This window comes from Verrucosispora sp. CNZ293 (assembly GCF_002754655.1).
The window spans coordinates 4,487,393-4,509,346 of sequence record NZ_PEFR01000001.1 but is presented as its reverse complement, the minus strand read 5'-3'; the positions used below and the strand labels follow the sequence as shown (position 1 = coordinate 4,509,346).

Here is a 21,954-nt window from a genome sequence, read left to right as displayed (position 1 = left end):
CGGTCGCGGCGGTCCAACCGACCGTGCCGGCGTACCTCAGCCAGCGACGACGTCGGAGATCACCACTGTGACGTTGTCCGGCGCGCCGGCCTGGTGGGCGAGCTTCACCAACTGCTCGCCGCACTGGTGGCGGTCGGCATGCATGCCCAGGGTGGCGGCGATCGCGTCGTCGGTCACGTAGTCGGAGAGCCCGTCGCTGCACAGCAGCAGCCGGTCACCGGCGGCCAGCATCACCGCGCCCATCGTCGGCGGCGCGTCGGCGCCCTGCACCGCCCGGGTCACCAGCGACCGCTGCGGGTGGTGGCGGGCCTGCTCGGGGAGGAGGGCGCCCTGGTCCACGAGCGCCTGCACGAACGTGTCATCCCGGGTCAGCTGGCGCAGTCGACCGTCGCGGAGCAGGTAACAGCGGGAATCGCCGACCTGCGCCAGCACCAACGTCTCCCCGGCGAGCAGGGCCGCGGTCAGCGTCGTACCCATGCCGTCCCGTTCGGGGTCGGCGACGATCGCGGCGTGGATGCGCTGGTTGGCGGTGCTCACCACGGCGCGGAGCGCCTCGGCGGCGGCGTCCGGTGCGGTCGGCGGGACCAGCTCGTCGAGGATCCGGATGACGATCTCACTGGCCACCTCACCAGCGGGCAATCCACCCATGCCGTCGGCCACCGCGACGAGGCGCTCGCCGGCAAGGGCGGAGTCCTCGTTGTTGGTCCGGACCAGACCGATGTCGTTGAGGATGGCCGAGCGGAGGATCAGCGTCATGGGACAAGCTTGCCAAGAAGACCCTTCCCGCGTCTCTACGCACTACTGCGTAGGGTTGAGGAATGTTGCCCGTGTCCATGGTCGGGCGTGCCGGTGAGCTGGCTGAGCTGGACCGGGCCTGGTCCAGCGTGGTCGCGGGACGCCGCCGCTCGCCGGCTGTCGCGGTCGTCACCGGGGGACCGGGGGTGGGCAAGAGCCTGCTGGTCGCCGTCGCGCTTGACGGCTTCACCCCGCGACCGGAGGTGGTGCTCAGCGGCGCCGCCCGGGTGCACAGCCCCGCCCCGTACGACTGGTTGGCCGCGGCGCTGAGCGGACACGACACCACCCGACTCGACCTGCCGGCCGACGCGCTGGCCTGGCTCGCCCAGCAGCCCACCGCGCCGCGTGAGCGCTACGCCCCCGGCACCCTGCTCCGGCTGGCCGTGCGTACCGTCCGGGTGCTTGTCGGCGCCGGTCCGGCGGTGCTCGTGGTGGAGGATCTGCACGCCCTCGACCCGGCCAGCCTCAACCTGGTAGGCGAACTGGCCACCGCCGACGGGCTGCCGGCGCTGCTGGTGGTGGCGACCAGACCCGCCGCGCGCGCGGTCTCACCGGAACTCGCCGGCCGCACCCTGGCCCGCCTCTGCGGGGTACGCGGCGTGGTGCGCCAGCATCTCGGGCCGCTGCGCCCGGCCGAGGTCGCCGAGGTGCTGACCCAGGTGTACGCGAATCCACGCCCCGAACTGGTGCACGAGGTCTGGCGGCGCACCGACGGCAACCCGTACGCCCTCACCGAGCTGCTCGCCGCGCACGTCAGGCAGGACCTTGACGCGTTGCTGACCGCGCCCGGGGCGGCGTCCTCGTCCGTTGCGGGATCGGTGTCCCCGCCGTCGGCCTACCTGACCGGCCGGGAGGTGGAGGTGCTCGAATGCCTGGTCGCCGGCATGTCCAACAAACAGGTGGCACGTGCCCTCGGCATCTCGGTGCGAACGGTCACCGTGCACGTCTCCAACCTGCTGCGCAAGACCGGCACCGCGTCCCGTACCGAGGTGGCGCTCTGGGCGGTCCGCCAGCGACCCGCCCCCAGAGCGTCGATCATGAAGTTATCGCCGGGGCAAGCGCTTACCCATCGCAATAACTTCATGATCGCCGGGACGGTCTGGGGGTGGGGGTGGGGGCGGTCTGGGGTGGGGGTGGGGGTCAGGCTTCTGGGGGGAGGGTGGTGGCGGGGGCGTTGAGGGTGACTGTGGTGGGGGTGACTGTGGAGATCTGGTCGGCCAGGACGTAGACGGCGCCGGTGGGGACCAGGTCGGTGGAGACCTTGAGGTAGCCGGTGCGCAGCAGCCGAGCCGCCAGGTCCGCTGGTACGTCCGGCTCCTCCACGGCTGCTGATTCGACCAGTTCGTCCAGGCTGCTGCCGGGGTCGGTGGTCGGTGCCCCTTCCACGGTCACCGCGTTCGGATCGCCACGTTGGACGAGGTCCACGGTGCCCACGTCGAGGCCGGCCGAGTCGACCACCCGCATGCCGGTGGTGACCTGCGAGAGGGTTTTCCGCTGATCGATGCCCTGCTGCTCCATCCCCGCGCGGTTCCCGCCCTCCCCTCCCCCTAAACACCCCGGCCCCACCCCAGGCCCGTTGATCAAGAAGTTCTGGTCGGGATCCGCGCCGATCCCGACCAGAACTTCTTGATCAACCTGAGTGGGGGCGGGGGGTCAGTTCGCGCCAGGTGTCGGTGCCCTGGAGCAGCGCGCGGATGGTGTCCTCGGCCTCTTCGACGGTGTCGTACTCGTAGAACCGGGAGATGCCCTCGGCTCCGCCGGCGCGTTGCTCGACGAACCACCTGTCGGCATCCGTCCGGAGGAAGACGTCCCGCCGGGCCAGTCGCCCCCATTTCCCGTTCCACAAGTGTTTCCGCTGCTCCATGCGGGGACTCTATCGAACATTTGTTCGACAGGAGCCGGCCCCTGCGGGATTCCCACAGGGGCCGATGTGCGGTTGCCGGATTCAGCGCGCGGCGGGCGGTTCGTCCCGCCGGCCGAGCACGTCGTCAAGGGCTCCGCGCTGCTGCGCCGGGGTGGTCCGGCCGGCGGCGACGAGCGCGTCCCGGATCTCGGTGAGCAGCTTGACCTCCTCGCTCGGCGCGGCCGGCGGCGGCTCCTCGCCCCGCCTGCGCCGCTCCGCCAGCCGGTTCATCGGGTAGACCACGAGGAAGTACAGCGCCGCGGCGGTGAGCAGGAAAGTGATCAGCGCGTTGAGGAACACCCCCCAGGTGACCGGGTTGTTTTTCCCGATACTGAACTGGGCCCCGTCGCCGGTCGGGCCGGCGCCGATCAGGTTGATGATCGGCTGGAGGAACGAGCTGGTGAACGCAGTGACCAGGCCGGTGAAGGCTGCGCCGATGACGATACCGACCGCGAGGTCGACGACGTTGCCGCGCATGATGAAGTCTTTGAAGCCCTTGAGCATCCGTACTCCCGAGGTGTCCCGTTTCCGTCGGGGACAACCTATGCCCCGGGCGGGGGCTCCAGAAAAGCGCCGGCTTCCCGGGCGGCCAGGTCCGGATCGCCGGCCCTGATCGCGGCCACCAGCCGGGCGTGGTCGACGTGCCGTTCCGGGGTCAGCGCGTCGCCCATGGCCTGGGTCAGGGTGCTGCGCATCGCGGTGCCGACCGAGGCGTACAGCTCGGCGAGCATGGCGTTGTGTGCCGCCGCGACCACCGCGGTGTGCAGCGCGGCGTCGGCGGCCACGAACTCGGCGACCCGACCGCCGCGCCAGGCCGCCTCGCGGGTCGCCAGCGCGGCGTCGAGGGCGGCCAGGTCCTCGGGGGTACGCCGCCGCGCGGCGAGCCGCGCGGCCTCCACCTCGAAGGCGCGGCGTACCTCGATCACCTCGGTCGTCCGGTCGTCGGTGAGTCGGCGGGCCACCACCGGGGCGAGTTCGTCGGTGGAGAGCACGTAGGTGCCGGAGCCCTGGCGGCATTCCAGCACCCCGGCGTGGGCCAGCGCCCGGACCGCCTCGCGCACCGTGTTGCGTCCCACGCCGAGCGCCTCGACCAGTTGCGGTTCGGTCGGGATCCGACCGCCCACCGGCCACTCGCCGTCCATGATCCGCTGCCGGAGCTGGGCGATCGTCTCCCGGACCCGGCGGCCGCGTGGCGGCACCGGGGTGGAATCGGCTGCGGGTGGCACTGGTTACAACCTCTCGCCGGAATTCATCCCATGATTGTAGGTTCGAGGTCATGCCCCCGTCACCCCCTGCCGTCCCCGCCGTCCCGAAGGAAGGGCTCCCGGGCACGGTCAGTCCGGCTGGGGACGCGGCTCCGACCGCGTCCCGCGCCCACGCGGGATGGCTGGTGCTGGCCGGGATGCTGCTGGTGGCGCTCAACCTGCGCGCCGCCGTCACCAGCCTCGGCGCGCTGCTCGACGAGGTACGCGTCGGCCTGGCCCTCTCCGGGACGATGGCCGGCTTCGTCACCACCCTGCCCACAATCGCGTTCGCCGGGCTCGGGGCGGCCACTCCGTGGCTGGTCCGCCGGTTCTCCCCGGCCAGGCTGCTGGTGCTGGCGATGCTGGCCCTCACCGTCGGGCAGGTACTGCGGGTGGTCACCGGTTCCGCGGTGGTCTTCCTGGTCACCAGCGCGCTCGCGCTGGCCGGGATCGCGGTGGCGAACATCCTCCTGCCGATGCTTGTCAAGCAGGACTTCCCGCACCGCACCGGGCTGGTCACCGGGGCGTACACGATGGCGCTGACGGTGGGCACGACGGTGGCCGCCGCCGCCGCGGTGCCGGTGGCGCACGCCTTCGGCAGTTGGCGGGCCGGACTGGGTGTCTGGGCGGCGATGGCGGCGGTGGCCGTGCTTCCGTGGCTGCCGGCGGCCCTGCGCGGTCGCACCGCCACACGGCGCAACGGCACCGCCGCCGGGTCGCGCGTGCGCCCGGGACGTACCCGGCTCGGCTGGGCGATGGCTGTCTACTTCGGGGCGCAGTCGCTGAGCGGGTACGCGATCATGGGCTGGTTGGCCCAGCTGTTCCGGGACTCGGGTTTCCGCCCACAGGACGCCGGGCTACTGCTCGCCGGGGTGACCGCGCTCGGGGTGCCGATCGCGCTGCTGATGCCGACGCTGGCCGGCCGGCTGGGCAGCCTACGGCCGCTGATCTTCGCGCTGACCACGGCCTCCAGCCTGGCGTACCTGGGGCTGGCGTTCGCGCCACGCGGCGGGGCGGTGCTGTGGGTGGTGCTGCTGGCGTTCGGGCAGGGCGCGTTCCCGCTCATCCTGGCCACCATCGGGCTGCGGGCCCGCACCGCCGACGGCACTGTCGCGCTCTCGGCCTTCGCGCAGAGCACTGGTTACGTCATCGCGGCGCTGGGGCCACTCCTGGTCGGGATCCTCTACGACGCGACCGGGGGATGGTTGGCGCCGATCGGCTTCCTGCTCGCCGCCCTGGCCGTGCAGACCTGTGCGGGCATGCTTATCGCTCGCCCCCGCTACATCGAGGACGAGCGTTGAGGCGTCGGGGTCAGGAGGAAGCCGGCGTCGGATCGCCGGCGACCGCCTGCTCGACGGTGGGGTACGTGTGCAGCACCTCGACCAGGCCGCTCACCTCCAGGATCCGCAGCACGCCACGCTGCGGCGCGGCGAGTCGGACCACTCCGCCGGCCTCGTCGCAGCTGTTCTTCGCGCGGACGAACACCGACAGACCGGTAGAGTCGCAGAACGAGACGTCCGACAGGTCGAACACGAGGCGACTGCGCCCCTTGTCGAGCAGGTCGGTGATCTGGTCCTGCAACTGCGGTGCGGTGGCCATGTCCAGCTCGCCAGCGACCGACACGACGACCACGTCACCGTGCTGTTCCGTGTGCACCGTCAAGGACATTCGCCAGACCTCCTGTTTATCGGTGGAACGGTATCCCACCCGGACCGCCGTACGCAGAACGGGAGCAGGATCAGGTGTCCACCGTCATTCCGTTGCTCTGCGACAAGTAGTTCGTCCGACCCCGGTGATAGAGTCCGGCCGGTCCAGGTCTAGGGGGTATTGCCATGGCGCTCAGCGCTGACGAGAGCGGCCGGTTGGGTGAGCTGTTGGCCAGCCGGTCCGAGCAGATCACCCAGCGGTGGACTGAGATCATCGCCGGGCAGTTGCGGGGCAGGCTCAGCCAGGCCGAGCTGGTCCGGCAGGTGCAGGAGTTGCACCGCGCCCTGGTCGACGCCCTCAGCAAGGGCGCGGTCGACCTGAACGCCGAGGACGCCACCGAGCTGCGGGCCGTGCTCGCCGACTTCTCCCGTGGGCAGGCCCGGCAGGGCTTCTCCGCCACCGAGACCGCCACCGGCGTGTTCGCCCTCAAGGAAGCGCTGCTCACCGCCCTGGATGACGACCAGAGCATCGCGACGCTGCGTGACTACGTCGCCTTCTCCGCGCTCGTCGACCAGATGGGCCTGTTCACCTTCGAGACCTTCGTCCGTACCCGGGAGAGCCTGATCGCCGACCAGGCCGAGCAGCTGCTTGAGCTTTCCACCCCGGTGGTCAAGCTCTGGGAGGGCGTGGTGGCGGTGCCGCTGGTCGGCACGCTCGACTCGGCCCGCGCCCAGGTGGTGATGGAACGGCTTCTGCAGACCCTCGTCGACACCGGCTCGCCGTACGCGATCATCGACATCACCGGCGTGCCGGCGGTGGACACGCAGGTGGCCCAGCACATCCTCAAGACCGTGGTGGCCGCCCGGCTGATGGGCGCCGACTGCATCATCTCCGGCATCCGGCCGCAGATCGCGCAGACGATCGTGGCGCTCGGCATCGAGTTCGGTGACATCGCCACCAAGGCGAGTCTCGCCGACGCGTTGCGGCACGTGCTGCGGCTCACCGGGGTCGAGACCTCACGCCGCCAGTCGCGTCGGGAGGCGTGATGGAGCGGGTGCCGATCCTCAAGATCGGCGACATCCTGCTGGTCTCCATCCAGGTCGACATGTCCGACCAGACCGCTGTCGCGCTCCAGGAGGACCTGGCCGAGCGGATCGTCGCGACCGGCTGTCACGGGGTGATCATCGACATCACCGCGCTGGACATCGTCGATTCGTTCGTCGGCCGGATGCTCTCCACGATCGCCTCGATCTCCCGCGTGCTCGACGCGGAGACGGTGGTGGTGGGGATGCGCCCAGCCGTCGCCATCACCCTTGTCGAGCTGGGGCTGTCGCTCAACGGCATCCGTACCGCGCTGAACGTCGAGCGAGGGATGGAACTCATCGCCGTCGACCGGGCCGACGACGACCACCACGACGAGCGGGACGAGGGCCCGGTCCCAGAGCCGGCGTCACCATGACCAGCGGGGTCGACCTGGGCCGCCCTCAGGCGCAGACGGTGGGCAGCGACGAGGATGTCGTACGCGTCCGCCAGTTGGTGCGTACCGTGGCCGTGGCGGTCCGGCTCTCCCTGGTCGACCAGACCAAGGTGGTCACCGCGGCCAGCGAACTCGCCCGCAACACCCTCGTCTACGGCGGCGGCGGGACGGTCGAGGTGACCGCTGTCGACAACGGTCGGCGACCCGGCATCAGGATCGTCTTCGCCGACACCGGGCCCGGCATCGTCGACCTGGATCTCGCGCTGACCGACGGGTACACCACAGGTGGGGGCCTCGGCCTCGGCCTCAGCGGTGCCCGCCGGCTGGTCGACGAGTTCGACATCCAGACCGCGCCAGGTCAGGGCACCCGGATCACGATCACCAAGTGGTCCCGGTGACCGCCGAACCGGTCGCTGACCGGGGCGCCTGGTTCCGGCTGGAGAACGGCAGCACCGGCAGCACCGTGCGGCGGGCCGCCGAGCGGCTGGGCGGCCAGTTGGGCCTGCCCACCGCGCGGATCGCCGACCTGGCCATCGTCGCCGCCGAGCTGACCAGCAACCTCATCAAGCACGCCGACGACGGGCTGCTGCTGCTCCGGCCGGTACGCCGCGAGGTGGACGCCGGGGTGGAGATGATCGCGATCGACACCGGTCCGGGCATGGTCGACCTCGCCGACTCCGCCCGCGACGGGCACTCCACCGCCGGCACCCTCGGCATCGGTCTGGGCGCGATCGTCCGGCAGGCGAGCTGGTTCGACGCGTACTCACGGCCGGGCCGGGGGACGGTCATCGCCGTGCGGGTCTTCGCCGAAGCGGACACCGGAGCGTCCTGGGCCGGCGGCCTGACCCGGCCGTTGACCGGGGAGACGGTCAGCGGGGACGGTTACGCGGTCCGGATCGTGGGCGACCGCCGTCAGGTGATGGTCAGCGACGGTCTGGGGCACGGGCCGCTGGCCGCCGCGGCCACCGACGCCGCGCTCTCCGCCTTTCGGGACGCCCCGGCGGCGTCGCCGGCCGAGGTGGTGGGTCACCTGCACCGGTCGATGTCGCACACCCGTGGTGCGGCCCTCGCCGTGGCCGAGCCCGATCCGACGGCCGGCGTGCTGCGCTACGCCGGGCTGGGCAACATCACAGGCGTGGTGGCCACCGGTGACGGTGGGCGTCGTGGTCTGGTCTCCCTGCCCGGCATCGCCGGGCACCAACGACCGGTGATCAGGCAGTACGACTATCCCTTCGAGGCTGGCAGCCTGTTGGTCATGCACACCGACGGCGTGGTCGACAGGTGGCAGCTCACCGACTATCCGGGTCTGGCCGGCCGGGAACCCCTGGTGGTGGCCGCCACCCTGCTGCGCGACGCCGGCATCCGACGTGACGACGCCGGGGTGCTGGTGGCGAGGTCCTGGTCATGACCACCGCGCCGCTGCTCCAGATGGCGCTCCGGGTGGAGCAGGACATCTTCGTGCTCCGGCAGCGGGGCCGGGAGGCCGCCGCAGCCGTGGGAATGGAGCACCAGGACCAGGTCCGGATCGCCACCGCGCTCAGCGAGGTGGCCCGTGACCTGCTGCGGGCGGTCGGCGGGGCCGACGTGGTGTTCGCCGTCGCCGACTCACCGGACGGACGTTCCCACCTGCGTGTCGATCTCACGCCGGTGGCACCCCTGCCAGGCGGGCGGTACGAGCCGGAGTCCGGCGCGGTGGCGCGTCTGGTGGACACATTGACCGTGCTGACGGTCCAGCGGGATACCGTCGTCAGGATGTCCCGACGGGTTCCGGTCACCGCCCGGGCGCTCACCACCGAGCGCCTGGCGGAGCTGCGTGCCCAGCTCGGCGAGAGCGTCCCGGGCACCGCCGAGGAGGAACTCGCCACGCAGAACCTTCAACTGATCAACGCCCTGGACGAGGTACGCAACCAGCGCGACGAGCTGGCCCGGCTCAACGAGGAGCTGGAGCAGACCAACCACGGTGTGATGGCGCTCTACCAACAGCTCACCGACGAGTTGGAGGCGACGAACCAGGGCGTGGTGGCGCTCTACGCCGAGCTGGACGAGAAGTCGGCGCAGCTACGCGCGGCGAGCGAGTCCAAGAGCCGTTTCCTCGCAAACGTGAGCCACGAGCTGCGGGCACCGGTGACCGCGATCATCGGGTTGGCCCGGCTGCTCGCCGACTCCGCGTCCGACCCGCTCACCACGGAACAGGAACGCCAGGTCGGGCTGATCCGCTCCTCGGCGTCGGATCTGCTCGCGCTGGTCAACGAGCTGCTCGACCTGGCCAAGGCGGAGTCGGGCCGGATCGAGCCGGAGTGGGCCGAGGTGGATCTGCGGGCCGTCTTCGGCCAGCTGCGCGGCACGCTGCGGGCGTTGCCCGTCGCCGACGGGGTCGAACTCGTGGTGGAGGAGCCGGCCCCGCCGGCCACGGTGCGCTCCGACGAGGTGCTGCTCGCCCAGGTGCTGCGTAACCTGCTGCACAACGCCCTCAAGTTCACCACCGCGGGCGAGGTTCGGCTCCGAGCCGAGCGGCACGATGACGGTTGGCGGCTGACCGTCGCCGACACCGGTCCTGGCATCCCACCTGAGCTGCACGATCGCGTCTTCGAGGAGTTCTACCAGGCGCCCGGCCCGGCCCGGGTCGGCGGCACCGGCCTCGGTCTGCCGTACGCCCGGCGGTTGGTGAACCTGCTCGGCGGGACTCTCGACCTGGCCAGTGAGCCGGGTCGGGGCAGCACCTTCACGGTCTGGCTACCCCCGGACGGGGCCTGACATGGACGGCGCAGCGACAGTGCTGGTGGTCGACGACAGTCGGACCAAGCGCTACCTCCTGGTGAACTGGCTGACCCGTGCCGGCTTCACCGTGCTGGAGGCGGAGACGGGTGGCGAGGCGTTGAGCCGGGTCGGGGTGGATCCGATCGACCTGGTCGTGCTCGACGTTCGGCTGCCGGACCTCAGCGGCTTCGAGGTGTGCGAGCGGATCAAACTGGCCCACCCGGCGCTGCCGGTGATCCACGTGTCCGCGCACGCTGTCGACACCACCGACCGCACCCAGGGCCTGACCCGAGGGGCGGACGCGTACCTGGCCGAGCCGATCGAGCCGGAGGAACTGGTCGCCACCGCCCAGTCGGTACTTCGGTACTACCAGGCTCGGCGGCGGGCCGAACTGCTCGCCGAGCGGCTCACCGGGCTGGCGGACACCACGGTCGCGGTGCACGCCGCACCGAGCTTCACCAGGTTGCTTCAGTCGGCGGCGGCCGGCGCGGCGGAGATCTTCAAGAGCCCTGCCGCGGTGGTCGCCGAGACCTTCGACGGCGACTGCCTCGCCGGGGTCTGCGCCGGGCCGGGCGCCGGGGCCCGCGTCGTGCCGTGGGTCGTCGACGACACCGGAGTGCCGACCGGCGCCACGGTCGTCGTGCAGGAGCCGGCCAACTGGTCGCTCGTCGACTGGCCGGCCGGTGACACCGTCACCGTCGCGGCAGCCCGGCTGCGCGAGGACCGCGCGCCGCTCTATGTCGTGGTGCCGACCGCGACGCAGACCGCCCGGACCCCGGTGCTTGTCCAACTGGCCCAGGCGGTGGCCTCGGCGGTGGAGGCGCAACGCTCCTTCGACGAGGAACACCGGATCGCGGTGACCCTGCAACGCAGCCTGCTGCCGCGCAGCATCCCGCAGATCGCCGGCCTGGACCTGGCCGTCCGGTACGAGCCGGCCAGCGCGCAGACCGAGGTGGGCGGCGACTTCTACGAGCTGGTGATGCTCGACGGTCACCTGCTGCTGGCCATCGGGGACGTGGCCGGTCACTCCCTGCACGCCGCCACCATCATGGCCGAGCTGCGGCACGCGCTGCGGGCGTACGCGGTGGAGGGGCACCAGCCGGGCGAGATCCTGCACCGGGTCAACGAGCTGATGCGGACGCTACTGCCCAGCGAACTGGCGACGATCTGCGTACTGCTGCTGGAGCCGACCACCGGACACGTCCGGCTGGCCAGCGCCGGCCACCTGCCCCCGTTGATCGTTCAGGACGGCAAGGCGGAGTACGTGCATCACGCCGCGCCGCTGCTCGGGGTGCGTGCGCCCCGCCCCGCGGACCTGGAATTCGTGCTGCCGGCCGGGTCGACGATCGTCTTCTACACCGACGGTCTGATCGAGCGGCGGGACGCCACAATCGACGACGGCCTGGCCGCCCTCGCGTCGTGTGCCGCCCAGGTCGACGACGACCTCGACCGGTTCTGCGAGCGGCTGGTTGTCGAACTGGCCCCCGACGAGATCCAGGACGACGTCGCAGTGGTCGCCCTGCGCCGTCGCTGAGGTTCGACGCCCCGGTGGCGAGCGGCCCCTAACGCGGGCTCTGGGCGTACGCGGCGGGGGAGACGCCTGTCGTCGCGGTGAAGTCGCGTACCAGGTGGGCCTGGTCGCTGTAGCCGAGTTCGGCGGCGAGCCCGGCCCAGTCGAGCGGCCCGTCCGCCGCCCGCTCGATCGCCTCGTGCAGCCGGTAGCGGCGGATCACCCACTTGGGACCGACCCCGACGTGGGTGAGGAAGAGCCGCTGCAACCGGCGTACGGACACACCGTGTTCGCCTGCGAACTCGTCGACCCGGCGTACGTTCCGGTCGGTCCGGATCGTCTCGACCAGGCGCATCACCTCGTCGTTCACCGGGTCTGCCCGGGGTGCCCAGCCGGTCAGCAGCGCGTTCAGCGCCTGGCAACGTTCGGCGTCCGTACCGACGCAGACCGCTTGATCGGGTACGGCGCCGGGGAGCGGCTGCCGTCGGCCGGTCAGCTCGGCGACCGACCGCCGCCAGAACGGATGGAAGCCGCCGGGCCGGAACTGCACGCCGCTGACCCGCCCGTAACCGGTGAGGGTGATCGAGAAGAGCTGCTGACCGACGCCGGCCAGCTCCGCGCGTTCCGGTTCGTCACCGTCGCGCTGGAACACCAGGTTGACTGCCGGATGCGGGACGATCCGCTGCTCGAACGGTTCGCTGAGGTCCCAGTCGATCAGCCAGTAGTGCTCCACCCAGGGACGTAGCGGAACTGCGGGCAGGTGCCGTCGGAACTGCACCCACCGCTTCATCCGGGCCGGGTCGAGGATGCCCCGGCTGTCGCCGCGCGGCTGTCGCATTTCTTCAAGACCACCCTCATACGCTGCCCCTATGGCGACTCAGACTAGCGACCTGCTGGCGGCTGCCGCGCCGCGAACCGTGGCGGTGGTGCGGCAGATCACCGACGACCAGCTCGACCTGTCCACCCCCTGCTCGGACTATCAGGTCCGTGACCTGTTGAACCACCTGTACGAGGTGGTGGTCAACTTCCAGGCGCTCGCCGGGCGCTCGTCGGTGACCTGGGCAGACAAGCCTGACCATCTCACCGAGGGCTGGCGGGACCGGTTCGAGATCGAGGTCGGCCGGTTGGTCGTGGCGTGGTCGGACCCGGCCAGCGAGGAGGGTGTGTCGCCGGGGATGGGCATGCCACAGCCGGTGGTGGGTGCGATGGCGCTGCTTGACCTGACGGTGCACGGCTGGGATCTCGCGGTCGCCACCGGCCAGCCGTACGAGCCGGCGCCCGAGGCGCTGCCCGCGCTGCACGAGCTGGCCGCTCAGCTCGCTCCGACCGCCCGGCAGATGGGGGTGTTCGGCGAGGCGGTGCCGGTCGACGGCCCCCCGTCGGAGTTGTCCCGGCTGCTCGGCATGACCGGCCGCGACCCGGCCTGGACACCGCGCTAGGTGTTCCGGCGACTTGACGGGTGCTATTCACTGAGTGAATAGTGGCCTGGTGTCCACACCGCACCTGCTGCTGGGGCTGCTCGCCACCGGCACCATGCACGGGTACGAGTTGAAGCGGGCCCACGACAGCCGGATGCCGCAGGCCCGTCCCCTGGCTTTCGGGCAGGTCTACGCCACACTGGGCCGGCTGCTGCGGGACGGGCTGGTGGCATCCACCGGGCCGGAACGCCTCGCCGGCCCGGACCGCACCGCGTACACGCTCACCGAGCAGGGGCGGGCCACGCTGGACCAGTGGTTGAGCAGCGTCGAGCCACCGATGCCGTACGTGAACAGTCCACTGCTCACGAAGGTGGTGGTGGCGCTGCTGGTGGCCGACGTGGACCGGGCGCGTGCGTACCTGGTCGCGCAGCGCCGCGCGCACACCGAGCGACTGCGTGAGCTGACCGCGCTGAAGACGGGCCCGTCGGCCACCGTCGACGACGTCGTGGCGGCTGACTACGCGATCGCCCATCTCGACGCCGACCTGCGGTGGTTGCACACCACCCTGGACCGGGTCGCCGACTGGCACCGGGAGGTGCACTCGTGACGCAACTTCAGGCTCGCGGTCTGGTGAAGTCGTACGGACCGACACCGGCACTGCGCGGCATCACCCTGGACATCGACGAGGGAGAGATCGTCGCGGTGACCGGGCCGAGCGGCTGCGGCAAGTCCACCCTGCTGCACTGCCTCGCCGGCATCCTGCGCCCGGACGCCGGCGAGGTGAGCTGGCGTGGCCACCGGCTGGACACCTGGTCCGAGGCGGCCCGATCCCGCCTGCGGCGTACCGAGTTCGGGGTGCTGTTCCAGTTCGGTCAGCTCGTCGCCGAGCTGACCGCGGCGGAGAACGTCGCCCTTCCGTTGTTGCTCGCCGGCACGGGGCGGCGAGCGGCACGGACGGCGGCGCTCACCTGGTTGGGCCGGCTGGGCGTGGCGGACTGCGCCGACGTACGCCCCGGCGAGATGTCCGGCGGTCAGCAGCAGCGCTGCGCGACCGCCCGGGCGCTTGTCACCGAACCACGGGTGCTCTTCGCCGACGAGCCGACAGGTGCGCTGGACACCCTCGCCGGGGAGCAGGTGCTCACCCAACTGGTCCGGCTGGCCCGGGAGCAGCACACAAGCGTCGTCCTGGTCACCCACGAGCCACGGATCGCCGCGTACGCCGATCGTGAGGTCGTCCTGCGCGACGGCGTGATCGACCACACCGGCCTGGGCCTCGACGCGCCGTTCGCCGGCGGCTCCCGGTGAGCCTCGCGACCCTGACCAGGCTGGCCCTCGCCGGCAGCCGCACCGACGCCGCCCGGGTGGCGCTGACCGCGCTGAGCGCCCTGCTGGCCACGCTCGCCGGGCTCGCGGCCATCACGGTGCTGGCCATCCGGAAACCGCCGGGTGACGCGTGGCAGCAGTCCGAGCAGTACGTGAACGCGTTGCTGCGCGAGCCGGGGCTGCGTGGCGGGACGGCGTTCGCGCTGGTGATGCTGACCATCCCGGTGCTGGCCCTGGCCGGCCAGAGCGCCCGGCTGGGCGCGCCGTCACGGGACCGACGGCTTGCCGCGCTGCGGCTGGCCGGCGCGACCCCCGGCCAGGTGACCCGGGTCGCCATGCTGGAGACCGGGCTCGCCAGTCTGGGCGGCACGCTTGTCGGCCTGGCCGCGTACCTCATCGGGAGGTCGGTGCTGCACCGTCCGGACGCCAACGGCCAGTTGGCCCTGCCCACCGACGTGCTGCCGCCGGTGCCGGCGATGGCGGCGGTGGTGCTCGGGCTTCCGGTGCTCGCCGCGGTGGCCACCGCCGTCCTGCTCCGCACGGTCGCCACCACACCGCTGGGAGTCGTCCGCCGGGCCGGACGCACCGGTTCTCCCCGACCGTGGCCGGCGCTGCTGATCGGGCTCGGCGTGCTGGCGGCGGCGCTTGTCGAACCGATCCAGTGGGCCATGCAGGGCGCCGCCCTCGAATGGCTGGCCCTGGTCGTCATGGTCGGCATCTTCGGCGCGGTGATGGGGGTGATCTTCGGGGCCGGCTGGATCGCGCACCTGGCCGGGCGGATGCTGCACCGTCTGGCCCGGCGTCCGGCCGCGCTGCTGGCCGCCCGCCGGCTGACCGACGACCCCTGGGCCAGCAGCCGCACCTTCGCCGCCCTGCTGGCCGCCCTGATCATCGCTGGCGGCGCGGCGGCCTTCCGCGCCTCGTTCCAGCTCAGAGCGGAGCTGGAACAGGAGCAGAACCGGCTGGCCGGCTTCGGTGGCGACGCCTTCCACGACTCCTTCTACCTGAACACGATGGATCTGGTCGACCTCGCCGTGGTCGCGGCGGTGGCCATCGCCGCCGCCGGCCTGCTCGTCACGCTCGTGGAGGGGATCGTCTCCCGCCGCCGGGCGTACGCCGTCCTGGTGGCGACAGGCGTGCCCCGGACCACCATCGGCACCTCGATCGCCTGGCAGGTGCTGACCCCCGTGGTGCCGGCCGTGCTTGTCGCGCTCGGCGTCGGGTACGCCATCGGTCGACTGCTCACCGGCGACCTCAGCCCGGGCGCTCGCCGACCGGACGTACCGCTGGCGCAGTTGACGTTGCAGGGTGCCGGCGCGATCGTCGCGGTGCTGCTCGTGGTCGGGCTGGGGGTGCTCTTCCTGCGGTCCACCACAGCGGTGGAGGAGCTACGCGCCACCTGAGCGGTCAGCTGGCGTCGGCCCGCAGGTAGGTGAGCGTCGCCAGCACCCGGCGGTTGGTGCCGTCGTCCGGTGGCAGGCCGAGCTTGGCCAGGATGTTACCGATGTGCTTGCCGACCGCCGCCTCGGTGACGTGCAGGCGACCGGCGATCGCCGCGTTCGACCGTCCCTCGGCGACCAGCACCAGCACCTCCCGTTCCCGGGAGGAGAGGGCGGCGAGCGGGTCGCGGGGGCGGTGCAGCAGCCGGCGGACCACGTCGGGATCGACCACCGTGCCGCCGCCGACGACGGTACGCAGGTTGTCGACGAACTCGGTGACCTCGGCGACCCGGTCCTTGAGCAGGTAGCCGACCCGCCGACCGTCGGCGCTGGCGAGCAGCGCGGAGGCGTACTCGGGCTGCACGTGCTGGCTGAGCACCACCACGGCCAGGCCGGGTTGCTCGGCGCGTAGTTCCACGGCCGCGCGTAGGCCGTCGTCCCGATGCCGGGGCGGCATCCGGATGTCGGTCACCACCAGGTCCGGCCGGTGGGTCCGGACGGCGTCGACGAGGGCCGGGGCGGTACCGACGGCGTCGAGCACGTCGAAGCCGAACCGGGCGAGCAGGGCCACCAGCCCCTCCCGCAGCAGCACCTCGTCCTCGGCGAGCACGACCCGGGTCACGCCCTGCACGGTAGCTCCACCCGGACGACAGTGGGGCCGCCGGGCGGGCTGGCCAGCAGCAGCCGGCCCTCGGCGGCGGCCACCCGGTCGGCGAGACCGGTCAACCCGCTGCCCCGCGCCGGGTCCGCGCCGCCCCGGCCGTCGTCGCTGATCTCGACGACCAGCCCGGTGCCGGTGTCGGTGAGCCGGACCTCGGCGCGGGTCGCCTCGGCATGCCGGGCCACGTTGCCGAGCGCCTCCGACACCACGAAGTACGCAGTCGTCTCGACCGTCTCGGGCACCGCGCGGCGCAGGTCGGCGTGCACCTCGACGGGGATGGTCGCCTCGTCGGCGAGTTCCCGGACCGCACCGGCCAGCCCCAGGTCGGTGAGGCTCTGCGGCCGGATGCCCTGGACGATCTGCCGGAGCAGCACCATCAGTCCCTTCGCCTGCTCGTGTGCGACGGCGAGCGGCCGGGCGGCCGGTGAGTCCTCCGGTACGTCCAGCCGGGCCAGGCCGAGATGCAGGCTGAGGCTGGTCAGCCGGGGATGTGCGCCGTCGTGCAGGTCACGTTCGATGCGCCGCCGTTCCGCCTCGTACGCGTCGACCAACCGGGCGCGCGACCGGGTCACCTCGCGCAGCGCGAGCCCGTCCGGAGCACCCCGGAGCAGCCACCGCGCCACGGTGCCCTGCGCCATGGCGAGGGCCCCGGCCGCGTACCACAGGACCGGTACGAGCAGCACCCCGACGATCGCGTGCGGGACCGCCTCGACCGCCGTGTCCGGGGTGGCCCAGAGCAGGACCACCTGGTCGCCGTTGGCGATCAGGAACGGGCTGACGATCAGCACGGCGTCCAACAGCACCACCATGGTGAACAGCCAGTACACGGCAGGGACCAGGCCACCGAGGAAGAACAGGTAGGCAGCCTCCCGCCAGGCGGTGCCGGTGGTGTAACGGGCGGCGAGGCCACGCCAGGGCACGGCGGGTAGGTGCCGGTTGTCGACCAGACCGAGCCGGTAACGTTCGAACGCCGCCACCGGCACGCTGAGCAGCGGTGCCAGCGCCACAATCAGCAGCGCGCCGACGGTCAGGAAGACGGTGAGCGCCAGCGGCACGGGCCGGCCCTGCCGTGCCGCGTTCGTGGCGGCGACGAGTGGTGCCAGCAGGACGAGCAGCCCGAGTGAGAGCACGCCGGCCAGCGGCACGCTCGTGAACAGGTACGCCAGGGCACGCCACGGCCAGCCGGTGAGTGAGTAACGGGGCCGCCGCAGGGCCTGGGCGAGGTGAGCAGGTGCGGCTGGTGTCATACCGCCGACGCTAGTGATCCGACCAGGGCGGCCCCAGCCCGCTGGACACCCTTTCCCGGGTATGGCCAGCACTACCTGGGTACTCGGCGCAGCGGTAGTGCGCCCCACTGCGGCATCGACTGAAGTGGACGCATGCCTGCTCACCGTCTGGGTTCCTACGCCCTGCTGCTCGCCGCGCCGCTGTTCGCCGCCGGGATCGCGGTGACCGCACGGGGATGGCGGCAGCCGCCGTACGACTGGCGTACCCACAACATCAGTGACCTCGGGAACGTCGCCTGCGGCGTCTGGGACAGCAGCCGGCCGCGTCCGGTGTGCTCGCCCTGGCATTCGCTGATGAACGGCACGATGATCGCCACAGGTCTTCTGATCATCGCCGGACTGCTGCTCAGTTGGTCGGTGCTCGGCCGTGGTGCGGCCGTACGGGCGGTGCAGCTCGCGGCGCTGGCAGGCGCCGGCGGGTACGTGTTGGCCGGCGTCCATCCGGCGGACGTCGACGAGAATCGGCACTTTCTGGCCGCGTTGCTGGTGTTCGGTGCGGGCAACGGTGCGCTGCTGCTCGCGGCGCTGCCACAGCGGTCCGCAGTGCTCGGCCCGGCCCGTCGGGTCAATCTCCTGCTCGGCCTGACCGGGGCCGCCGGCACGCTGCTCTTCCTCGGGCAGGTGGATCTCGGCTTCGGTGTCGGTGGGATGGAGCGGGTGGCCGTACTGCCGTTTCTGCTATGGACGGTCGTGGTAGGCAGCGCGATCAGTCCCCGTCCGGAGGCGGAGCGGGAGGCCCGGCCTGATGTCCCGGCGACGCGGTCGCGGCACTGAGACACCAGGCCGGTCGACGGTCAGGCGCGGCCGAGCCGGTCCAGGGTCCAGGCGTTTATGAACGCCTCCTCCCGCCAGGCGTCGTAGCGCCCGCTCGGTCCGCCGTGACCCGCCTCCATCTCGGTCTTGAGCAGGTAGTCACCCTGCGGGGCGACCGCCCGTAGCCGCGCGATCCACTTTGCCGGCTCGTGGTAGAGCACCCGCGTGTCGTTGAGGCTTGTCATCGCCAGGATCGCCGGGTAGTCCAGGGCAGCGACGTTCTCGTACGGGGTGTACGACTTCATGTACGCGTACACCTCGGGGTCGGCGAGCGGGTTGCCCCACTCCTCCCACTCGGTGACGGTCAGTGGCAGCGACGGGTCCAGGATCGTGTTGAGCGCGTCCACGAACGGCACCTGCGCGACGATGCCGGCGAAGGCGTCCGGGGCCAGGTTGGCCACCGCGCCCATCAGCAACCCGCCGGCCGAGCCGCCCCGGGCGACCAGCCGGTCCGGCGCCGTCCAGCCCGCCTTCGCCAAGTGCCGGGCACAGGCCACGAAGTCGGTGAAGGTGTTCTTCTTGGCGAGCATCTTGCCGTGGTCGTACCAGCGGCGACCCAACTCGCCACCGCCCCGGATGTGGGCCACCGCGAAGATCACTCCACGGTCCAGCAGGGACAGTCGGCCGACCGAGAACCACGGGTCCATGCTCGCCTCGTACGAGCCGTAGCCGTAGATGACGCAGGGCGCCGAACCGTCCCGGGGGGTGCCCCGCCGGTAGACCAGGGAGATCGGCACCTTGGTGCCGTCGTCGGCGAGCGCCCAGTCGCGCTGCTGCTCGTAGTCCTCCGGCCGGTACACCTGACCGTCCGGCCCGGGCAGCACCGGCCGCTGACGCAGCAGCGTCATCTCGCGGGTGACCAGGTCGTAGTCGTACACCGAGTCGGGTGTGACGAGCGAGGTGTAGCGCAGCCGCAGCCGCCCGGTGCGGTACTCGGGGTTGGCGTCCAGGCCGACCGTGTGCAGCGGCTCCGGGAACTCGATGTCGTGGGCGTCCCCGCCGCCGACGGGCAGGACCCGCAGCCCGGTCAGGCCGTTGCTGCGCACCGAGACGACCAGGTGGTCGGCGAAGGCGTCGACCGACTCCAGCCGGGTGCCCGGGGAGTGCTCGATCAGCGGCACCCAGTCGCCCGGGGCGTCGGCCGAGGTGTACGCGAGGGCGAAGTCCTCGGCGCCGTCGTTGTGCAGGATAAGGAACCGGTGACCGTGGTGCTCCACCGAGTACTCGACACCCTGCCGGCGGGGCGCGATGACCGCGGGCTCACCCGTCGGGTTGCCGGCCGGGATCACCCGGACCTCGCTGGTGAGCTTGCTGGCGATGTCGATGAGGATGAACCGCTCCGAGCGGGTCAGCTCGACCCCCACCCAGAACCGTTCGTCGTCCTCGGCGTGCACCACCACGTCCTCGGCGGCGGCGGTGCCGATGACGTGTCGCCAGACCCGGTGGGGCCGCCACGCCTCGTCCACTGTCACGTAGAACAGCACCGAGGCGTCGGCGGACCACGCGGTGCCGTAGAAGGTGCCGGGAATCTCGTCGGGCAGCAGCTCGCCGGTGCTGAGGTCCTTGACCCGCAGGGTGAACCGCTCGTCGCCGGAGAAGTCGGTGGAGTAGGCCAGATAGCGTCCGTCGGGGCTGATGTCGAAGGCGCCGAGAGCGAAGAAGTCGTGCCCCTCGGCCAGCAGGTTGCCGTCGAGCAGCACCTGCTCCCCGTCCAGCGGGGCACCGTCGGCGCTGATCGGCGGGGTGGTCTCGGTGGGGCGGACCGCCCGGCGGCAGTGCACCCCGTACTGCTGTCCCTCGACGGTGCGGGTGTAGTACCAGTGCTCGCCCTTGCGGGTCGGCACCGACAGGTCGGTCTCCTGGGTACGTCGCCGGATCTCCTCGAACAACTCCGTACGCAGCCCGGACAGGTGCGCCGTCCGGGCCTCGGTCCAGGCGTTCTCGGCGTTCAGATAGTTGATCGTTTCAGGATCGTCCTTGGTGGCGAGCCAGGCGTACTCGTCGACGACTGTGTCGCCGTGGTGGACGCGTTCGGTCGGCACCCGCCTGGCCGCGGGAACGGGGGTCTCGGTGGTCACGGCGCCACGTTACCGGCCGTGGCGGTAGGTGGTGTGGCGCAATTCCGCACCCATGCGTTCGAACACATGTACGATCGCCGGCATGACGCCACCCCCCTCCACCGGTGCGTCCGGTGTCCGCGACATCACTCACCGGCTCGCCGAGATCTGCGGGCCGCGCTTCGCCCGCCTCGCCGGTCCCGCCGACGAGGTGGCCGGGAGCGCGGCCCGCTGGGTGGCGGTGCCGGGCGGTCCGCATGCCGCCGCACAGGTGTTGCGGTTGGCCGCCCGGCACGACCTGACAGTGGTACCCCGAGGGGCGGGCACCAAGATCGACTGGGGTGCTCCGCCCGAACGGGTCGACATCATGCTCGACACCGGCAGACTGGCCGGCATCGGCCACCAGTCGCCGGACCGGGGCACGGCCGAGGTCGGTGCCGGTACGCCGCTGCGCGCGGTACAGGCCACTCTGGAGCGCACCGGGCGGCGGCTCGCGTTGGACGCCCCCTCACCCGGTGCCACCCTCGGCGGGGTGCTGGCGGCCGACGAGGCGGGTCCGCTGCGCCACCGGCACGGCACCGCCTGTGACCAGCTCGTCGGTCTGCGCTACCTGGCCGCCGACGGTGAGCTGGCCGAGGCGGGTGGCGGGGCGGTCGGGTTGGCCGAGGCGCGGCTGCTGTGCGGCTCGGAGGGGGCACTCGGTGTACTGGTCAGCGCGACGTTGCGGGTGCAGGCGGTGCCAGCCGCTCGGGTGTGGGTGACCCGGCAGGTGTGGACCCCGCTGGAGGTGCACGATCTGATCCGGGCGGTGCTCGCCGCCCGGCTCGACCCGGCCGCGATCGAGCTCGACCTGCCGGTCAGCTCCGGATGCCGGCCACGGCGGGACCGCCGCGCCGAGTCGATGGCGCTGCACCCGTCGATGGCCGGGCGTGCGCCCACCGGGCCGGCGGGCACCGGTTCGCTCGCGGTACTGCTGGAAGGTGGCCCCGCCGACGTGGCGGAACGTACCGACCGGATCGTCGACATCTTCGGCTCCCGCTCGACTGTCGCGCGGACGGCGCCCCCGTGGTGGCGCAGCTACCCGTTCGCCCCCGGCGACACGGCGCTGCGCCTGGAGGTCCCGATGACCGACCTGCACGCCGCCGTCTACGCCTTGCGCGACGCGGCCGGCGGCCCGGTGCCGGTGCGTGGCTCGGCCGGGCTCGGCGTGGTGCACGCCGCCCTGCCCGGGGCGATGGCGCCGGCCCGGGTCGCGTCGATCCTGGCCGCGGTGCGGGGCGTACTGCTCGCCCGACAGGGCCGGTGCGTGGTGCTCGCCGCCCCACCGGCCGTCCGCCGCGCCGTCGACCTCTGGGGCGAACGCGCCGACCTGGCCCACCTACGCGCCGTCAAACACCACCTCGACCCGGCCCACCGCCTGGCCCCCGGCCGCCTCCCCGGCGGCCTCTAACCCACCCCACCCCAGGCCCGCGCGCCGCCACCCCAGGCCCACGCTGTCACCCCATGTCAGCGCCGCTCCCTCAGGTCCGCGCCGATCTTGCAGTTTTGGCCGCCGAAATGCCCACCTTGCTCTGTTATGCCGCGACCAGAAGTGCAAGATCGCGGGCGCGGGCGCGGGCGCGGG

The 21,954-nt window shown here is 72.0% G+C and carries 24 protein-coding genes; 14 read left to right on the top strand and 10 right to left on the bottom strand.

The genetic code is table 11. The features are described from left to right. Positions 1-36: 36 nt before the first annotated feature. Positions 37-756, bottom strand: coding sequence for a protein phosphatase 2C domain-containing protein (locus CLT74_RS20535; protein WP_099848006.1), 720 nt, complete (start codon positions 754-756; stop codon positions 37-39). Between the two features lie 62 nt (positions 757-818). Between CLT74_RS20535 and CLT74_RS20530 the strand changes: the two genes are divergently transcribed. Continuing rightward, positions 819-1,973, top strand: a complete 1,155-nt coding sequence (locus tag CLT74_RS20530) for a LuxR C-terminal-related transcriptional regulator (protein WP_099848004.1) — start codon at positions 819-821, stop codon at positions 1,971-1,973. Here the strand turns inward: CLT74_RS20530 and CLT74_RS20525 are convergent. The 4 genes from CLT74_RS20525 to CLT74_RS20510 form a co-directional block, all read right to left on the bottom strand. Next, positions 1,936-2,298: a hypothetical protein gene (locus CLT74_RS20525; protein WP_099852475.1), complete on the bottom strand. Its 363-nt coding sequence runs from the start codon at positions 2,296-2,298 to the stop codon at positions 1,936-1,938. The two genes, CLT74_RS20530 and CLT74_RS20525, sit on opposite strands and share 38 nt — an antisense overlap. A 127-nt stretch (positions 2,299-2,425) precedes the next feature. Further along, entirely contained in the window at positions 2,426-2,659 is a 234-nt protein-coding gene (locus tag CLT74_RS20520) for a hypothetical protein (RefSeq protein WP_099848002.1), read from the bottom strand. Between the two features lie 81 nt (positions 2,660-2,740). Next, complete coding sequence (gene mscL, locus CLT74_RS20515; protein WP_099848000.1) at positions 2,741-3,202, bottom strand: large conductance mechanosensitive channel protein MscL; 462 nt, start codon at positions 3,200-3,202, stop codon at positions 2,741-2,743. 38 nt (positions 3,203-3,240) lie between these two features. Next, complete coding sequence (locus CLT74_RS20510) at positions 3,241-3,924, bottom strand: FCD domain-containing protein (protein WP_099847998.1); 684 nt, start codon at positions 3,922-3,924, stop codon at positions 3,241-3,243. Between the two features lie 50 nt (positions 3,925-3,974). Here CLT74_RS20510 and CLT74_RS20505 point away from each other — a divergent pair, with 50 nt between their 5' ends. Further along, the gene (locus CLT74_RS20505) at positions 3,975-5,243 is read left to right on the top strand and encodes an MFS transporter (RefSeq protein WP_486582433.1); all 1,269 of its coding nucleotides are present in this window, start codon (positions 3,975-3,977) and stop codon (positions 5,241-5,243) included. Positions 5,244-5,253: 10 nt separating this feature from the next. Here CLT74_RS20505 and CLT74_RS20500 read toward each other — a convergent pair whose 3' ends face one another. Beyond that, positions 5,254-5,610 (bottom strand): STAS domain-containing protein, encoded by a 357-nt coding sequence (locus CLT74_RS20500; protein ID WP_099847996.1) that lies wholly within the window; start codon positions 5,608-5,610, stop codon positions 5,254-5,256. 164 nt (positions 5,611-5,774) lie between these two features. Here CLT74_RS20500 and CLT74_RS20495 point away from each other — a divergent pair, with 164 nt between their 5' ends. Genes CLT74_RS20495 through CLT74_RS20470 form a run of 6 tightly spaced genes read left to right on the top strand, consistent with a single transcriptional unit; the run spans position 5,775 to position 11,357 of the window. Beyond that, complete coding sequence (locus tag CLT74_RS20495) at positions 5,775-6,635, top strand: STAS domain-containing protein (RefSeq protein ID WP_099847994.1); 861 nt, start codon at positions 5,775-5,777, stop codon at positions 6,633-6,635. Beyond that, on the top strand, positions 6,635-7,048 hold the full coding sequence (locus tag CLT74_RS20490) for an STAS domain-containing protein (protein WP_099847992.1): 414 nt from the start codon (positions 6,635-6,637) through the stop codon (positions 7,046-7,048). Before CLT74_RS20495 ends, CLT74_RS20490 begins: the two co-directional genes overlap by 1 nt. Then, positions 7,045-7,464, top strand: a complete 420-nt coding sequence (locus tag CLT74_RS20485) for an ATP-binding protein (RefSeq protein ID WP_099847990.1) — start codon at positions 7,045-7,047, stop codon at positions 7,462-7,464. The genes CLT74_RS20490 and CLT74_RS20485 overlap by 4 nt, the downstream gene beginning before the upstream one ends. Further along, on the top strand, positions 7,452-8,474 hold the full coding sequence (locus CLT74_RS20480) for a SpoIIE family protein phosphatase (RefSeq protein WP_486582432.1): 1,023 nt from the start codon (positions 7,452-7,454) through the stop codon (positions 8,472-8,474). Before CLT74_RS20485 ends, CLT74_RS20480 begins: the two co-directional genes overlap by 13 nt. Further along, entirely contained in the window at positions 8,471-9,820 is a 1,350-nt protein-coding gene (locus CLT74_RS20475; protein ID WP_099847988.1) for a sensor histidine kinase, read from the top strand. The genes CLT74_RS20480 and CLT74_RS20475 overlap by 4 nt, the downstream gene beginning before the upstream one ends. A 1-nt stretch (position 9,821) precedes the next feature. Then, positions 9,822-11,357: a SpoIIE family protein phosphatase gene (locus tag CLT74_RS20470; RefSeq protein ID WP_099847986.1), complete on the top strand. Its 1,536-nt coding sequence runs from the start codon at positions 9,822-9,824 to the stop codon at positions 11,355-11,357. A gap of 28 nt (positions 11,358-11,385) precedes the next feature. Here CLT74_RS20470 and CLT74_RS20465 read toward each other — a convergent pair whose 3' ends face one another. Next, the gene (locus CLT74_RS20465) at positions 11,386-12,171 is read right to left on the bottom strand and encodes a helix-turn-helix domain-containing protein (protein WP_099847984.1); all 786 of its coding nucleotides are present in this window, start codon (positions 12,169-12,171) and stop codon (positions 11,386-11,388) included. Positions 12,172-12,202: 31 nt separating this feature from the next. On the opposite strand from CLT74_RS20465, the gene CLT74_RS20460 reads away from it, so the two are divergent. From CLT74_RS20460 to CLT74_RS20445, 4 genes are read left to right on the top strand one after another with little or no spacing between them, the layout of a single operon-like run. Beyond that, a complete protein-coding gene (locus CLT74_RS20460) occupies positions 12,203-12,772 on the top strand; it encodes a TIGR03086 family metal-binding protein (protein ID WP_099847982.1) in 570 nt (189 codons plus the stop codon). 49 nt (positions 12,773-12,821) lie between these two features. Further along, entirely contained in the window at positions 12,822-13,358 is a 537-nt protein-coding gene (locus CLT74_RS20455; protein WP_099847980.1) for a PadR family transcriptional regulator, read from the top strand. Then, entirely contained in the window at positions 13,355-14,056 is a 702-nt protein-coding gene (locus CLT74_RS20450) for an ABC transporter ATP-binding protein (RefSeq protein WP_099847978.1), read from the top strand. The genes CLT74_RS20455 and CLT74_RS20450 overlap by 4 nt, the downstream gene beginning before the upstream one ends. Further along, positions 14,053-15,477 carry an FtsX-like permease family protein gene (locus tag CLT74_RS20445; RefSeq protein WP_099847976.1) on the top strand — a complete coding sequence of 475 codons (1,425 nt, stop codon included), beginning with the start codon at positions 14,053-14,055 and terminating at the stop codon, positions 15,475-15,477. The genes CLT74_RS20450 and CLT74_RS20445 overlap by 4 nt, the downstream gene beginning before the upstream one ends. A 4-nt stretch (positions 15,478-15,481) precedes the next feature. Here CLT74_RS20445 and CLT74_RS20440 read toward each other — a convergent pair whose 3' ends face one another. Beyond that, positions 15,482-16,144, bottom strand: coding sequence for a response regulator transcription factor (locus tag CLT74_RS20440; protein WP_099847974.1), 663 nt, complete (start codon positions 16,142-16,144; stop codon positions 15,482-15,484). Further along, positions 16,132-17,421: a histidine kinase gene (locus CLT74_RS20435; RefSeq protein WP_099847972.1), complete on the bottom strand. Its 1,290-nt coding sequence runs from the start codon at positions 17,419-17,421 to the stop codon at positions 16,132-16,134. Before CLT74_RS20435 ends, CLT74_RS20440 begins: the two co-directional genes overlap by 13 nt. A gap of 132 nt (positions 17,422-17,553) precedes the next feature. Between CLT74_RS20435 and CLT74_RS20430 the strand changes: the two genes are divergently transcribed. Beyond that, positions 17,554-18,234: a DUF998 domain-containing protein gene (locus CLT74_RS20430; protein ID WP_099847970.1), complete on the top strand. Its 681-nt coding sequence runs from the start codon at positions 17,554-17,556 to the stop codon at positions 18,232-18,234. 20 nt (positions 18,235-18,254) lie between these two features. Here CLT74_RS20430 and CLT74_RS20425 read toward each other — a convergent pair whose 3' ends face one another. Further along, positions 18,255-20,351 (bottom strand): S9 family peptidase, encoded by a 2,097-nt coding sequence (locus CLT74_RS20425; RefSeq protein WP_099847968.1) that lies wholly within the window; start codon positions 20,349-20,351, stop codon positions 18,255-18,257. Positions 20,352-20,433: 82 nt separating this feature from the next. On the opposite strand from CLT74_RS20425, the gene CLT74_RS20420 reads away from it, so the two are divergent. Further along, the gene (locus tag CLT74_RS20420) at positions 20,434-21,780 is read left to right on the top strand and encodes an FAD-binding oxidoreductase (RefSeq protein WP_099847966.1); all 1,347 of its coding nucleotides are present in this window, start codon (positions 20,434-20,436) and stop codon (positions 21,778-21,780) included. Positions 21,781-21,954: the final 174 nt, after the last annotated feature.